General features: G+C 66.6%; 18 protein-coding genes. 9 read left to right on the top strand and 9 right to left on the bottom strand.

What is annotated here, in order from left to right; genetic code table 11:
• Window positions 1–2 precede the first annotated feature (2 nt).
• Both rsmD and coaD read left to right on the top strand, forming a co-directional pair.
• The gene (gene rsmD, locus ACFC4D_RS43425) at window positions 3–560 is read left to right on the top strand and encodes a 16S rRNA (guanine(966)-N(2))-methyltransferase RsmD (RefSeq protein WP_376072365.1); all 558 of its coding nucleotides are present in this window, start codon (window positions 3–5) and stop codon (window positions 558–560) included.
• Between the two features lie 78 nt (window positions 561–638).
• Window positions 639–1,124, top strand: a complete 486-nt coding sequence (gene coaD / locus ACFC4D_RS43420) for a pantetheine-phosphate adenylyltransferase (protein ID WP_375954778.1) — start codon at window positions 639–641, stop codon at window positions 1,122–1,124.
• A gap of 58 nt (window positions 1,125–1,182) precedes the next feature.
• Here coaD and ACFC4D_RS43415 read toward each other — a convergent pair whose 3' ends face one another.
• The gene (locus ACFC4D_RS43415; protein WP_376072362.1) at window positions 1,183–2,223 is read right to left on the bottom strand and encodes a hypothetical protein; all 1,041 of its coding nucleotides are present in this window, start codon (window positions 2,221–2,223) and stop codon (window positions 1,183–1,185) included.
• A 273-nt stretch (window positions 2,224–2,496) separates the two neighbouring features.
• Complete coding sequence (locus ACFC4D_RS43410) at window positions 2,497–3,033, bottom strand: GtrA family protein (protein WP_375954775.1); 537 nt, start codon at window positions 3,031–3,033, stop codon at window positions 2,497–2,499.
• Between the two features lie 252 nt (window positions 3,034–3,285).
• Here ACFC4D_RS43410 and ACFC4D_RS43405 point away from each other — a divergent pair, with 252 nt between their 5' ends.
• The 6 genes from ACFC4D_RS43405 to ACFC4D_RS43380 all read left to right on the top strand — a co-directional run bounded on the left by ACFC4D_RS43405 (window position 3,286) and on the right by ACFC4D_RS43380 (window position 7,334).
• Window positions 3,286–4,032, top strand: a complete 747-nt coding sequence (locus ACFC4D_RS43405; RefSeq protein ID WP_375954774.1) for a DivIVA domain-containing protein — start codon at window positions 3,286–3,288, stop codon at window positions 4,030–4,032.
• Between the two features lie 76 nt (window positions 4,033–4,108).
• Window positions 4,109–4,723: a DUF177 domain-containing protein gene (locus ACFC4D_RS43400; protein ID WP_364632747.1), complete on the top strand. Its 615-nt coding sequence runs from the start codon at window positions 4,109–4,111 to the stop codon at window positions 4,721–4,723.
• An 81-nt stretch (window positions 4,724–4,804) separates the two neighbouring features.
• Entirely contained in the window at window positions 4,805–4,987 is a 183-nt protein-coding gene (gene rpmF, locus ACFC4D_RS43395; protein ID WP_330182376.1) for a 50S ribosomal protein L32, read from the top strand.
• A 19-nt stretch (window positions 4,988–5,006) separates the two neighbouring features.
• Window positions 5,007–5,771: a ribonuclease III gene (rnc, locus tag ACFC4D_RS43390; RefSeq protein WP_364630453.1), complete on the top strand. Its 765-nt coding sequence runs from the start codon at window positions 5,007–5,009 to the stop codon at window positions 5,769–5,771.
• Between the two features lie 6 nt (window positions 5,772–5,777).
• Entirely contained in the window at window positions 5,778–6,635 is an 858-nt protein-coding gene (mutM, locus tag ACFC4D_RS43385; RefSeq protein WP_375954771.1) for a bifunctional DNA-formamidopyrimidine glycosylase/DNA-(apurinic or apyrimidinic site) lyase, read from the top strand.
• Between the two features lie 111 nt (window positions 6,636–6,746).
• A complete protein-coding gene (locus ACFC4D_RS43380) occupies window positions 6,747–7,334 on the top strand; it encodes a dihydrofolate reductase family protein (RefSeq protein WP_376072359.1) in 588 nt (195 codons plus the stop codon).
• Here ACFC4D_RS43380 and ACFC4D_RS43375 read toward each other — a convergent pair.
• The 7 genes from ACFC4D_RS43375 to ACFC4D_RS43345 form a co-directional block, all read right to left on the bottom strand.
• Window positions 7,331–7,780 carry a DUF350 domain-containing protein gene (locus ACFC4D_RS43375; RefSeq protein WP_375956039.1) on the bottom strand — a complete coding sequence of 150 codons (450 nt, stop codon included), beginning with the start codon at window positions 7,778–7,780 and terminating at the stop codon, window positions 7,331–7,333. The two genes, ACFC4D_RS43380 and ACFC4D_RS43375, sit on opposite strands and share 4 nt — an antisense overlap.
• Window positions 7,781–7,819: 39 nt before the next feature.
• The gene (locus ACFC4D_RS43370) at window positions 7,820–8,986 is read right to left on the bottom strand and encodes a glutathionylspermidine synthase family protein (protein WP_376072356.1); all 1,167 of its coding nucleotides are present in this window, start codon (window positions 8,984–8,986) and stop codon (window positions 7,820–7,822) included.
• On the bottom strand, window positions 8,986–10,059 hold the full coding sequence (locus ACFC4D_RS43365) for a hypothetical protein (RefSeq protein WP_376072354.1): 1,074 nt from the start codon (window positions 10,057–10,059) through the stop codon (window positions 8,986–8,988). Before ACFC4D_RS43365 ends, ACFC4D_RS43370 begins: the two co-directional genes overlap by 1 nt.
• Before the next feature lie 33 nt (window positions 10,060–10,092).
• Complete coding sequence (locus tag ACFC4D_RS43360; protein WP_375954765.1) at window positions 10,093–10,374, bottom strand: acylphosphatase; 282 nt, start codon at window positions 10,372–10,374, stop codon at window positions 10,093–10,095.
• A complete protein-coding gene (locus ACFC4D_RS43355) occupies window positions 10,371–10,835 on the bottom strand; it encodes an OsmC family protein (protein WP_364630471.1) in 465 nt (154 codons plus the stop codon). Before ACFC4D_RS43355 ends, ACFC4D_RS43360 begins: the two co-directional genes overlap by 4 nt.
• A gap of 74 nt (window positions 10,836–10,909) precedes the next feature.
• Window positions 10,910–11,578, bottom strand: a complete 669-nt coding sequence (locus tag ACFC4D_RS43350; RefSeq protein ID WP_375954763.1) for an HAD family hydrolase — start codon at window positions 11,576–11,578, stop codon at window positions 10,910–10,912.
• A 527-nt stretch (window positions 11,579–12,105) separates the two neighbouring features.
• Entirely contained in the window at window positions 12,106–12,294 is a 189-nt protein-coding gene (locus ACFC4D_RS43345; RefSeq protein WP_376072352.1) for a hypothetical protein, read from the bottom strand.
• Window positions 12,295–12,402: 108 nt separating this feature from the next.
• On the opposite strand from ACFC4D_RS43345, the gene ACFC4D_RS43340 reads away from it, so the two are divergent.
• On the top strand, window positions 12,403–13,596 hold the full coding sequence (locus tag ACFC4D_RS43340) for a cytochrome P450 (RefSeq protein WP_376072349.1): 1,194 nt from the start codon (window positions 12,403–12,405) through the stop codon (window positions 13,594–13,596).
• Window positions 13,597–13,599: the final 3 nt, after the last annotated feature.

Here is a 13,599-nt window from a genome sequence, read left to right as displayed (position 1 = left end):
CGATGACCCGCATCATCTCGGGCACCGCGGGCGGACGCCGGCTACGCGTCCCGCCCGCGGGCACCCGCCCGACCTCGGATCGCGTCCGCGAAGCCCTGTTCAACCTGCTCGAGGCCCGGATGGACTTCGACGATATGCGGGTCCTGGACCTTTACGCGGGCTCCGGGGCGCTGGGCCTGGAAGCGTTGTCGCGCGGGGCATCCCACGCGCTGCTGGTCGAATCCGACCGCAAGGCGGCCACGATCATTCGAGGCAATATCTCGGACCTGGGGCTGCCCGGCGCGGAACTCCGAATGACCACCGCTGCTGGCACTCTCGGCGGCCGCCCGGCCGCCCCCTACGACCTCGTCTTCTCCGATCCGCCCTACGCGGTCGAGGTATCCAAGGTCCTGGACGACCTGCGCGCCCTCATCGCCAACGGCTGGCTCCACGACGGAGCCCTGCTCGTCGTCGAACGCTCCACCCGTTCCCCCGAACTGATCTGGCCCGAGGGATACGCGCCGCTGAAGTCCCGGGTCTACGGCGAAACCCGCCTGGACCTCGCCGAATACGAGCCCTGAGCGACCATGCCGACCCAGCGCCCGGCCGCTCGACAGGCAGCCGGGCCGGGCCGGTGCGGGCTGGGGTAGCGTTCGGCCATGGCTGGAGCATTGTGCCCGGGATCGTTCGATCCCGTGACCAAGGGACATGTCGATGTGTTCGCCCGCGCGGCTGAGCAGTTCGACGAGGTGATCATCACGGTGGTGGTGAATCCCAACAAGCAGGGGATGTTCACCGTCGAGGAGCGGATGGAACTCATTCGCGAGGTGACGGCGGATCTGCCCAATGTGCGTGTCGAATCCTGGCGCGGGCTGCTCGTGGATTTCGCACGCGAACAAGGGGTTACCGCGATCGTCAAGGGGCTGCGGGATGCCAACGACTACGCGTACGAGCTCCAGATGGCGCAGATGAATCGCAAGCTCACCGGGGTGGACACCTACTTCATCGCCTCCAATCCGGAGTACAGCTTCGTATCCAGTTCGCTGGTCAAGGAAGTCGCCAAGCTCGGCGGTGACATCTCCGATCTGCTGCCCCCGATCGTGCACAAGGCACTGCTCGCCCGCATCGCGGAAAACCAGGGCTGATACGAGTGCCGGTGTGGGTGCGCTCGATCGATCGCACCCACACCGGCCCCGTCTCCGCTTATAGGCGCAGGGCCGGGATCCGGCGCGGGGCCGGGGCGGGTGCCGGTTCCACGCGGCCGTCGGCGCGGCGCGGGCGGGACAGGGCGGCGCGCAGGCGGCGGGCCGGATCGTCGGTGTGCAGTTCGTTCCAGGTCCAGCGGATGACGTGGAAACCCAAGGCGCGCAAATAGGTTTCGCGAATCTGCTCGCGGCGCAGGGCCTCGGGGACATTGCCCGCGGCGTGTAGCAGACGGCCGTAGCGCAGCGGGCCGTCGAATTCGCAGAGGACGGCGAATTCCTCGTAGTAGAAGTCGACCCGGCCCACGAAACGGCCGTCGGGGGTGAGCACATTGCCCTGCGTGGCGGGTGCGGGCAGACCCTGGCGGCGCAGCATCAGGCGGCTCAGGGATTCACCCGCGCTCTGACTGCGGCCGTCCAGGGCCGCGACGACCCGTTTGGCCTGGGCGATGCCGTGCCGGCATCTCGCGAGCGAGAGTTCTTCGGCCAGTTCGGCTTCGGTGAGGCCGAACATCCCGGTCAGGCCGTCACCCGCCACCACGGCCGCCTCGAACGGCAGGGACAGCGCCAGATCGATCACCGTGCGCGCGGGCGGGGTGACCAGCATGCCGTCGATCTCCACCGCCGAATCCAGCGGGGAGCCATGCACTTTCGTATACGGCCGGGTGCGACCGCCGCCCCGGCGATTGCGGGTCACGCACACTCGATCCAACGGGGTCCGCCACAGCGGAGCGCCGTACAGCACCGCGGCCGATTGATGGCTCACCACACTGCCTTCGGCCATCTCCGGCAGTACCGCCTCGATCAACAGCCGATGCCGATCCCGCCAATTCTGGGCCGAGACACCGGCGGCCATCGAAATGCCCCACGGTGTCGAGTCATTCGCCGATGATCTACCGCGACGGGAGGTGTCCGCGCGTCCCGGCGCCGCATCGCCCGGCGCACCGCACCCCTCGAGCAGTCGCCGGGCCAATCCCTTTGGCGCGCAATGCCGTCGGCGTTCGGTATCGGCATCGGGCGCGGAGTCGCCATGGCGCTTCATTCGCCCTCCCCGCGCGGGCGTCCGCGCCGCCAGCCATGTCTGACGCAGGATGCGTGCGCTCGTCCGGCGGGGCGCGGGGGAGTGGGGCGGCGGGTATCGCGCCGTCCGCCGAGGCATCCGTGCGATCTCTGCATGGGAGGAACCCCTTTCAATCGGTCGATGCTTGCTTTGACGCAGCCATCGCCGAGCGGGTTCCGCCCTACCCGGAAATAGCGAATCCCCGCACCCACTGCCGAGTTTCGGCTGGGTGCGGGGATTCGCCGCGAGTGAGTGTCAGAAGACCCAGAGGCGCAGGGTCAGGAAGCGAATGGTGCCGACCGCGGCCGTGATCGCCAGTACCGCAGCGGCTTCGGCGATATTGCCGAGCCCGGGTGCGGTCGATTCCAGCAGCGCCAGTCCCGCCGAGGTGATCGCCAGACCCGCCAGCGCCAGTCCGCCACCCTCGAGCTGCGCGGTGTACCAGCGCACCCGCCCGGCCGCGTGGAAGCTGAACCGCCGGTGCAGTTCATTGGCGAGCGCGGTGCTCACGATGGATCCGGCCAGATTGGCCAGCTGCGGGCCACCGCCGTAGAAGGCCAGGAACAGCAGCAGATAGCCGACATTGCTGAGTCCGCCGACGAGGGCGAACCGCAGCAACTGGGCGATGGCGTGCTCACTGCGCAACCACGCGCCGACCTGTTCGGTCCAGCGCGCGCCCGCGGTGCGGACGGCCTCGGTGCCGGAGACCATGGCCTCGGCGCCATATGCGTAGGCGTCGACCAGCGCGGTGCCGGGCGCTGCGGCCCGCTGCGGCATGTCCAGAACAGCCATCGTCATATCCCTCGAACACGTCGGGACGTGCCCTGCGGAGTCATCCCTGTAGAGGCTCCGCCGTCCCGACACAACAATTTCTTGTTGCTTGAATGTAAACCAACTGGAGGGGTTTCCTCCACTTCTTTTCGTGTGGTGTGAAACAGGTCTCCGACACGCCGGGTTCGAACCTTGGTGACAGCGCTCGGAAGGGCAGACTTGTTCCCGCGGAGGTCTCGCCGTGTAGTCCAGGCAGGAGAGTGGGGTAGCAACATGTACCGCGTATTCGAAGCGCTCGACGAACTCGTGGCCATCATCGAGGAGGCGCGGGGCATTCCGCCCACGCGCAACTGCATCGTCCCGCGCGGTGAGGTCCTCGAACTGCTCGACGATGTGCGCGAGGCCCTGCCGGGTGAACTCGACGACGCCCAGGATGTGCTCGACCACCGCGACAAGATCGTGGTCGATGCCCGCAATGCCGCCGAGAGCACGGTCAGCGGCGCGAATCAGCAGGCGCACGACACCGTCACCGGTGCTCGTGACGAGGCCGATCGCATCCTGTCCGATGCCAAGGCGCACGCCGACCGCATGGTCGCCGAGGCCCGCGCGCACGCCGAACACCTGGTCAGCTCCGCCGAGGCCGAGGCCGAACGGGTCGTCGCCGAGGGCAATCAGGAATTCGACATGGTCACCGGCCGTGCCCGTTCCGAGGCCGATCGCATGACCGCCGCCGGTCAGGCCAGCTACGACCGCTCGGTCGCGGACGGTAAGGCCGAACAGGAACGCCTGGTCTCGGCCACCGAGGTGGTCCGCGCGGCGCATGTCGAATCCGCCCGGCTCATCGATACCGCCCAGGCCGATTCCGATCGCCTGCGCACCGAATGCGATGACTACGTCGACGGCAAGCTGGCCGACTTCGAGGAGACCCTGCACAGCACGCTGCGCATCATCGGCCGCGGCCGCAACCAGGTGCGTTCCGGTACGAGCGTGCAGGATTACGCCGCCGAGTTCCGCCGGTAGCCGGTTTGGGCGCAGCAGTACGTTTCGGTATTGTTGGGTGGTTGCCCATTCCATACCGAACGTGAGTGAGTCCTTGATGTCCGAATCCGGTTCCAAGCCGCGTCACCGTCGCACGACGGTCGACGACGCGGGCTTCAATCTGGATACGCGACGCCTGGGCCGCAAGCCGGGGTCGATCCTCCCGGTCCAGCGCACCTTCACCACCGACAACCGGATCGGCCTGGAAATGGTCGGCATCCCCGCGGGCGGTGAGGTCGAACTCGATCTGACCCTGCAGTCGGTCTCCGAGGGCGTGCTGGTGCTGGGTACGGTGCACGCGCCCATCGAGGGTGAGTGCTCGCGCTGTCTCGAATCGTTCACCGACGATATCGAGCTGCATCTCACCGAGCTGTTCGCCTATCCGGACAGCAATACCGAGAAGACCACCGAGGAAGACGAAGTGCATCGCCTGGTCGATGACATGATCGAACTCGAAGCGGCCGTCATCGACGCCGTCGGTCTGGAGCTGCCGCTACAGCCGCTCTGCGAGCCGGATTGTGCCGGATTGTGCCCCGAATGCGGCGTACGGATGGCGATTGCGGGTTCCGGCCATGGTCATGAGATACTTGACCCTCGCTGGGCCGGGCTCGCGAAATTGGATGTCGCGGACGACAACGTCGTCGGTGACGCAGCCCCCGGAAGCGGCGCCTAGGCGCTGTACCGGACCCATCAACAGATTTATCCTTGCGGGCCACAATGGCGCCGTGAGTCAGAGGACAGAGGAGAAGTAGTCGTGGCCGTTCCGAAGCGCCGGATGTCCCGTTCCAACACCCACTCGCGCCGGAGCCAGTGGAAGGCCAGTGCGCCTACCCTGATCACCTGCCCGAACCGTGCCTGCGGCCAGCAGACCCTGCCGCACATCGCGTGCCCCTCGTGCGGCACGTACAAGGGCCGCCAGGTCACCGCTGCGGTCTGATTCTCTGATCCAGCCGATCGTGACCGCCAGCAAGGACGCGGCGGAGGTGCCCGCCGTGGGTGACTCCGCCGACCATTCCAGCCTGCTCGAAGCGCTCGGCGTCGGCCTGCGACCGGACCTGTTGCGCCTCGCGCTCACCCACCGGTCGTATGCCTACGAGAACGGTGGGCTCCCGACCAATGAGCGCCTGGAGTTTCTGGGCGACTCAGTTCTCGGCCTGAGCATCACCGAACGTCTTTATCTGGAGCATCCGGATAAGTCCGAGGGCGAGCTCGCCAAACTGCGTGCCAGCGTGGTGAATATGCATGCCCTGGCCGAGGTGGCTCGTACCCTCGGCGCGGGCGGGCTCGGTACCCATCTGCTGCTCGGTAAGGGCGAAGAGCTCACCGGCGGCCGGAACAAGCCGAGCATCCTCGCCGACGGCATGGAATCGCTGCTCGGCGCGGTGCATCTCGAGCACGGCATCGACACCGCCCGTGGCGTGGTGCTGCGGCTGTTCGCCGACCTGCTCGAGCGTGGACCCCGCATGGGGGCCGGGCTCGACTGGAAGACCAGCCTGCAGGAGCTGACCGCCGAGCGCGGTATCGGCGTGCCCAGCTACGAGATCACCTCCACCGGACCCGACCACGACAAAGAGTTCACCGCCACCGCGGTGATCGGTGGGAAGGCGTACGGCCAGGGGGTGGGACGCTCCAAGAAGGAAGCCGAGCAGAAGGCCGCGGGCGCCGCCTATCAGGCGTTGAACGCCGAAAGTGCCGCTGCCGCCGGGGAATCGGCGCAGTAGCCGCCGATGCCCGAACTTCCCGAAGTCGAAGTCGTACGGCGCGGGCTCGCCGATCATGTGGTGGGCCGCGTCGTCGATTCGGTGACCGTCAAACATCCGCGATCGGTGCGACGGCATCTCGAGGGCGGCGATGATCTCATCGCCCGGCTCACCGGCCTGCGGGTCGAATCCGCGCAGCGGCGCGGCAAATTCCTCTGGCTCACCTTCGATGAGCCCGATCTCTCCCTCGTCGTGCATCTGGGCATGAGCGGGCAGATGCTGGTGCAGCCTGCCGACGCCGCCCTGGAGAAGCACGCGCACATCATCGCGAATCTCGATACCGGCGATCAGCTGCGGTTCGTGGATCAGCGCACCTTCGGCGGCTGGCAGCTCGCGGAGCTGGTCGAGGTGGACGGGACGCTGGTGCCCGAGCCGGTCGCGCATATCGCGCGCGATCCGCTGGATCCGCTCGTCGATGACGAAAAGATCGTCTCGGCCATTCGCGCCAAGAACTCCGAGATCAAGCGGGTGCTGCTCGATCAGACCGTGGTGTCCGGGGTCGGCAATATCTACGCCGACGAGGCGCTGTGGCGGGCGAAGCTGCACGGGGAACGGGTGGCGTCGAAGCTGACCCGGCCCGCCGCGCGCGGCCTGCTGGGCGAGGTGCGCACGGTGATGAGCGAGGCACTTCAAGCCGGTGGGACATCGTTCGACGCGCTCTACGTCAACGTGAACGGGCAATCCGGGTACTTCGAGCGCTCACTCAACGCCTACGGCCGCGAGAGCGAAGCCTGCCGCCGCTGCGGTGCGCCGATGATCCGGGAGAAGTTCATGAACCGGTCCTCGTTCTCCTGCCCGCGCTGCCAGCCCCGGCCCCGCGGCTGATCGCCACGTCACTGACAGTTCATGCCCGCTGTTCGGACTAGCCTCCCTATCGAAGGCATTGAAGCGCTACCTTTTTGACAGCGGCATGTGTGGTGCCGGCTGGAGGGACCAATGCGCAAACTGACCTATTACGTGGCAGCCACCATCGACGGATTCATCGCTTCCGACGACGGTTCGGTGGACTTCTTCCCGGTCGGGGGTGATCACGGTCCCGCGATCATCGCGCAGTACCCGGAGACGCTACCGACCAAGGTCCGCGAGGCGCTCGGTGTGGACCGCAAACCCTTCAGCACCTTCGACACCGTCATCATGGGCCGTAAGACGCACGATTTCGGGGTGCGCACGGGCACGTCCAGCCCGTATTCGCATCTGCGGCAGTTCGTGGTCTCGCAGACCCTGCCCGAGTCGCCCGATCCGGATGTGGAATTGATCACCGGTGATCCGCTGGCGCGGGTGCGCGACCTCAAGCGTGAGAAGGGGCTGGGCATCTGGTTGTGCGGCGGCGGTGAGCTGGCGCAGACGCTGCTGCCGGAGATCGATCAGATCTTCCTGAAGCTGTATCCGATCGTGCTCGGGCACGGTCGCCCGCTGTTCGGCACGGCCGGATCCCGGCTGCCCGAGGCCACCCGCTACCGGGTGCTCACCAGCCGGGTGTTCGAGGACGGCGTGGCCTTCCTCAAGTACAGCCGGGTCCGCTAGAGGATCGCGACCGCGACGACCAGGCCGAGCGCGAAATGCGCGGCGGCGACGACGAGAGCCTCGGTGGAGAACGTGGGGCTCTTCAGTACCTCGCCGATATTGATGCCGAGCACCGCTTCGATCACGCGCACCGAAATCACCTGGGCGACAATGCCGACCAGACCGTAGATGAGCGCCGCGATCAAGCCCTCGGACAGCTTGCCCGCCTGCGCGTAGATGGCCAGCACCACGATGAAGGCCATGCTGAGCATGCCCGCGGCACTGACGATCACGGCATTGGGCAGGCCCTGGGCGACCATATGGCGCAGATTGCCCGGGGTGGTCAGATCGACGGCGTAGAAGCCGATGAGCATGAGCGCCAGGCCGATCAGCGCGTACAGGAGGATCGCGCCTACGCCACGACCGAGTGAGCTCCAATATCCCGATTCGAGCGCGAGCGTGGTGATCATCTGGTGGGTCCTCCAGTAGGGGTGGAAGGTTGGGGGTCAGGGCTGCGGAATGCGGTGGGGCACAAACGTAGAGGTGTCATCGGTGATCAGGCCGACGGTTTCGCGGATGCCCAGGCCCGCGGAGGTGTCGCCGACGATCCACGCGCCCAGCACCGGGCGCATACCGTCGAATTCCGGTAGCGGGTCCAGCAATTGGTAGACGAAGCCCTCTTCGCCGTAGACCCCGCCGGTGGCGGTTTCCATGCCCGCGCCCACGATGGTCATATTCGCGCCCTCGCGGCCGAGCTTGGGTTTGCGAATGTATTCGGTGAGCTCGTGCGGGTCATCGAGGTAGGCGGGCAACAGGTTCGGATGCCCGGGGTACATCTCCCACAGCACCGCCAGTAGCGCCTTGTTGGAAAGCATTGTCTTCCACAGTGGTTCGATCCACATGGTGCCCGGCAGGGATTGGGTGACGCGCTTGCCGAAGTCGTCGTCCAGCACCCATTCCCAGGGGTAGAGCTTGAAGATGGAGTCGACCGGGGCCTCGGCGAGATCGACGAAACGCTCCAGCTCGGTATCGAATCCGATTTCCTCGATGGGCAGCGCGATGGTGTCGAAGCCCGCCTCGGCGGCGGTTTCCTGCATATAGGCGGTGGTGACATTGTCCTCACCGGAGGCGTCCGCGCCGGACCAGGTGAAGTGCAGTTCCGCACTGGGGAGCAGATCGCGGACCTCGCCCCAGCGCTCGACCAGCTTCTCGTGCAACGAGTTCCACTGATCGTCGTCCGGGTGGGTGTCGGTGAGCCAGTGCCACTGCACGATTGCCGCCTCCAGCAGGGAGGTCGGCGTATCGGCGTTGTACTCCAGCAGTTTCGCCGGTCCGCGACCGTCGTAGCGCAGGTCGAAGCGGCCGTAGATATGCGGGTCCGAACGCTTCCAGGAATTGGCGATGGGTTCCCAACTCCACTGCGGCAGACCGAAATCGGCGAAACGCTCGGTCAGGATGATCTGTTCGACGGCGTGCAGGCACATGGTGTGCAGCACCTCGACCTGCGCCTCGAGCGACAGGATCTCATCCATATCGAATTCGTAGTGCACCGATTCGTCCCAGTACGGGCGCGGCTGGCCATTGGTATCGCGTCCGGGCGAGCCGTAGACCAGCCCCTGACTCTCGATGATCTGCTGCCAACCCGGGCGCGGAGTGCTCCGCACTCGCCGCATCAAGAACCTCCACCGCTGATTTTGGAACCGAGCCCGCCGCGCTGAATCGTGCTGCCGCTCTTGGTTTTCACGTCCGCGCCCTTGGGCAGCACGGTGCTGCCGCCGGTCGGTGCGTGGCCGATGGTATTGCCGCTGCCACCGTAGTAGTAGCGGTACTGACTGCCATTGAGAATGAAGATTCCGCCCAGTCCGGTACTGCCCGTGCGCTTGGCATCATCGCAGTAGTTGTCCGGAATGACGATTTCCTGATTGTCACTGGTGGCGGTGACGGTCTGGCCGTTGCCGACCGCGACCACCTGACCCTTCTTGGCCACCACCGTGCAGTAGGCGGTCACCTCGGGCGTGGTCAGCGCGTCATACGCCAGGTACCCGCCGCCCACCAGCGCCGCCACGCCGACCACGGCCGCGCCGCCGATGAGCACCTTCTTCTTTTTCTTGCGCTTGGTCTCGGCGGCCTCGGCCGCGGCCTGTTCGGCCTCCTCGGCGCGCTTGCGCGCCTTCTCCCGGGCACGCGCCTCCGCGACGGTGGGCGGCCGGGGTGCGGTGACGCCCGCCTCCTGGCGCTGCATACTGCCGCGCCGGGGTTCGGGAGCGGTGAAGGGAGCCGGAGCCGGGAATGGCGGGGGAGCCTGTCCCGTACCGGGTTCCAGCGGCGGCACCGGCATTTCGAAGGTCGGTGGTGTGGGGAGGTCGCCCGCGCCCGGCATCGCGCCGACGATCGACGCGCCGCCGGGGTGGTCCGAAGTGGCTGCCTCGGGCGTGGATTCGGCGGCGGACCGATCGGTCGCGTCCGAGGTGTTCGGGTCCGGCGCGGGGGTGTCCGAACGCTTCTTGATGGTGTGGCCGCCCTGGCCCCACGCCCGCTTCGGCTCTTCGGCCGGGGGTTCGGCGTCGCTCGCCGCACCGGTTTCGACGGTCGGCGGCTCGCTCGCGGCGGGCGTGCTCGGGCCGGAATCCGATGCGCTGATGCGGGATTCGTCGCCGGGGGTGTGGTCCGGGGTGGCTGCGGGGTCGCTGGAATCGGGGCGGCGGTTCGGGTCTTCCGGGGTGCCGCCGAAACGTTCAATGGCCAACGATCGACTCCTGGTGTGCGACCTGCGCCTGCATCAGCGCTCCTCGAATCCGATTATGCCTCCCTGGGCGTCCACCCAGTCCGCAACGACCAGGTCCACGCGACCAGGCGTGTCGCCGGAACGTAGCAGGCTCAGCAGGGTTTCGCAGCCGGTACGGGAGCCTTCGGCCACCACGTGCACGCGGCCGTCGCGGTGATTGCGGGCGTATCCGGTCAGGCCCAGTTCCAGGGCGCGGGACCGGGTCCACCAGCGAAAGCCCACGCCCTGCACCTGGCCGTGCGCCCAGGCACTGAGCCGGACGGGGGATTCGGTCATTCGTCGACGCGGAAGGTCAGGTTGACGGTGGTCCCGGCCTTGAGGGTGCGGCCAACGGTGCAGACCTTGTCGATCGAGCGCTGCGCGGCGACCAGCAGGCGTTCGCGGGTGGCCTGATCGAGTTCGCTGAGATCCAGTTCGAAGGATTCGTTGAGCTCGGGGTAGGTCTCGTTCTCGCGGTCGGCGTCACCGGAGACGCGCACGGTGGCGTCGAAGCTCTCGCCGAGCTTGCGCGAGAGGGTGAAATCGGCGCTGAGCCCGGTGCAGCCGGCGAGCGCGATCTTGAGCAGTTCGCCCGGGGTGAACGCGCCGGGCACGCCCGCGGACGCGATGAGTACCTCGCCGCCGCGATTATTGCGGCCGGTGTAGGCCCGGGTCCCGGTGCGCTCGGCCCACAGTTCGACCGGTTCGGCGGACGGGGCGGCGGTGGCGTTCTGGGGCGCGGCGGTCTGTTCGGACATACCAAGATCCTCGCATTCGTGCGGAATTCACTGCTGTTCGGTTCGAAACAGTGCCGTGGTCAGCGGAATTCCGCTCAGCGCACCGGTGTGAGGTCCACGACCAGTTCGGGGGTCAGCGACTTCAGGTTCTCGGCGACATACGAGGCCAGCGCGAGCGCATCGGGCTTGAGCGGGTAGCGCGGATGCGGGACCGCGATGACCGTCATGCCCGCGGCGTGCGCGGCGCGCAGACCATTGCTGGAATCCTCGATGGCCACGCAGTGCGCGGGCTCGATACCGAGTCCGGCCGCCGCGGCCAGGTACCCGTCCGGTGCGGGCTTACCGCGTTCGACCTCCTCGGTCGAGACGGTGGTGTGGAACAGGTCGGTGACGCCCATATGGTCCAGCACCACATCGATGAGCCTGCGCGGCGAGGAACTGGCCAGGCCGAGGGTGAACCGATCGGCGAAGCGCCGCACGGTCTCCACCGCATCCGGCATCAGCGGCAGATGATCGGCATACCGGGCCGCCATGCGGGAGATGACATCCTCGGCAACCTCATCGGGTGTGCGCCGCCCATCCAGCAGATCCGCACTGGTGTACGCAGCCCATTCGGCCGTACTCATCCCCATGAACCGATCCTGGGTATCGGGCAGCCAACGCCCGTGCAGTTCACCGATATAAGCGCGCCGCACCTCCTCCCAGATCGGTTCGGTGTCGATCAGGACCCCGTCCATATCGAAGACGATCGCGGCAACAGACATGTCCACCATCGTCCCGGTCACCCCCGAACCCCGCGCGCCGGGGGTGACCGGAGGGGCGATCGGTCGAGGTCGAGCCCCGCGTCCGATAGGGCATCTGCCCGATACCGCGTGCGGTCGTGCGCTTCTAGCGTCGGACCGGGTCGGGTGGGGCCGCCTCGGCGGTGGAGAGGTGTGGAGATGGGTATGGGTAATCGGCTGCGTGCCTTGGTGGTTCTGGTGCTCGGGGTGCTGGCACTGGCGGGGTGCAGTACCGAGGAGTCGGGGACGCCTGCGCCGAGTTCGGTCACCAAGACCTCGGTGTCCACGACGGTCGCGCCGACGAGTTCCGTCGCGCCGTCGGTGAATCCGGGTGCGGCGCAGGACAATCCGGGTGGTGGTGGAAACAATGGCGGTACCGATAATTGCCGTACCGAAGCCTGCGTGACACTGCCCGGGGTTATAGACCAGTGCAATGACAACTGCGGTGCGCCAACCGGTGGTATCGATCATTGTGGCGACAATTGCGGTGTGCCGCCGGGTGGTATCGATCACTGCGGTGACAACTGCGGGGTGATCACCACCTCGCCGGCGGCGCCGTCGACGACGGTGACGACTACCTCGCCGGTGACCACTGTGGCTCCGACGGCGGTGCCGACCACCACGGCCGCGACCACCTCGCCCGCTCCTGTGGTCACCTCACCTGCGAAGTAGTGGTGGTCCGCGCATTTCGCTGACATGGTGTCCACTGAATGAGATGGTGGGTGCGAACGCGACCGCGGGCGCTGGTGTGCGGTTAGCGTCCGAATCGAAAGACATACACCCGCAAGTGAATACCGAGGTGGGCCGTGGGCACGGTCATGGATATCTACGATCCGGAACTCTATGTGGACGGGCCGATCCACGAGATGTTCGCCGAATTGCGCGGCACGTGGCCGGTGTACTGGCAGGACATGCCCGGTGAGCCGGGGTATTGGGCGATTCTCAAGCATGCGGATGTCGCGCATGTGGCGCGCAATCCGCTGCTGTTCTCCGCGGAGCGGGAGGGTGTGATGCTGGAGAATCAGCCGCCCGAACGGCTGGAGCAGACCCGGAACATGCTGCTCATGATGGATCCGCCCCGGCATACCGATTACCGCAGGCCGCTGGCCGAACATTTCAAGGCGCGGGTGATCGGCGAGATGGAGGATCGGGTTCGTGAACTTACCCGGCGGCTGCTCGAAAACACCGGCGGTGACGTGGAATTCGTGCACGATGTCGCCGGGGTGCTGCCGAGTCAGGTGGTCGGCGGGCTGTTCGGGATTCCGGAAGCGGACTGGCCCGATATCCGGCATTGGGCGGAACAGTCCACCAGTCAACAGGATCCGGAATTGGTCGGCGATTTCGATACCACGGCCGAGATGACGAAAATGGCGATCTACGCCATCCAGTTCTCCATGGCACGGCGGGAGCGGGAGCCGCAGGCGGATCTGACCTCACTCATCCTGGCCGGTGAATTCGGCGGAAAAGCCATGTCGGACATCGAATTCGGCAGTTTCTTCACCCAGCTCGTGATCGCCGGGAACGACACCACCAAAACAATGCTGTCCTCGGGAGTGCAACTGCTGCTGCGACATCCGGAACAGTTGGCGGCGCTGCGGGACAACCCCGCGCTGATTCCCGGTGCGGTGGAAGAGATTCTGCGTTTCGCGAATCCGCTGCATTACTTCCGCCGCACCGCCACCGCGGATACCGAGATTCGCGGCGTGCCGATCAAGGCCGGTGACAAGGTCGCCATGTGGTACACCTCGGCCAATCGCGATGAGGATGTCTTCGCCGATCCGCAGCGTTTCGACATCACCCGCAATCCCAATCCGCACCTGTCCTTCGGCCTGGCTCAGCACTTCTGCCTCGGCGTACACCTGGCCCGCATGGAGGGCCGAGTCTTCTTCGAGGAATTGCTCGCCCGCTTCCCGACGATCGAGCAGACCGGCGATGCCCGCCGTATCCGCTCCAATCTCAATAACGGACTCAAATCCCTGCCTTTACGCCTGACCCGCTAGGAA

It is taken from the genome of Nocardia sp. NPDC056000 (assembly GCF_042269265.1).
Taxonomy (GTDB): domain Bacteria; phylum Actinomycetota; class Actinomycetes; order Mycobacteriales; family Mycobacteriaceae; genus Nocardia.
Note: the sequence above shows the minus strand (reverse complement) of the source record. Positions and strands in the feature narration are given on the sequence as shown.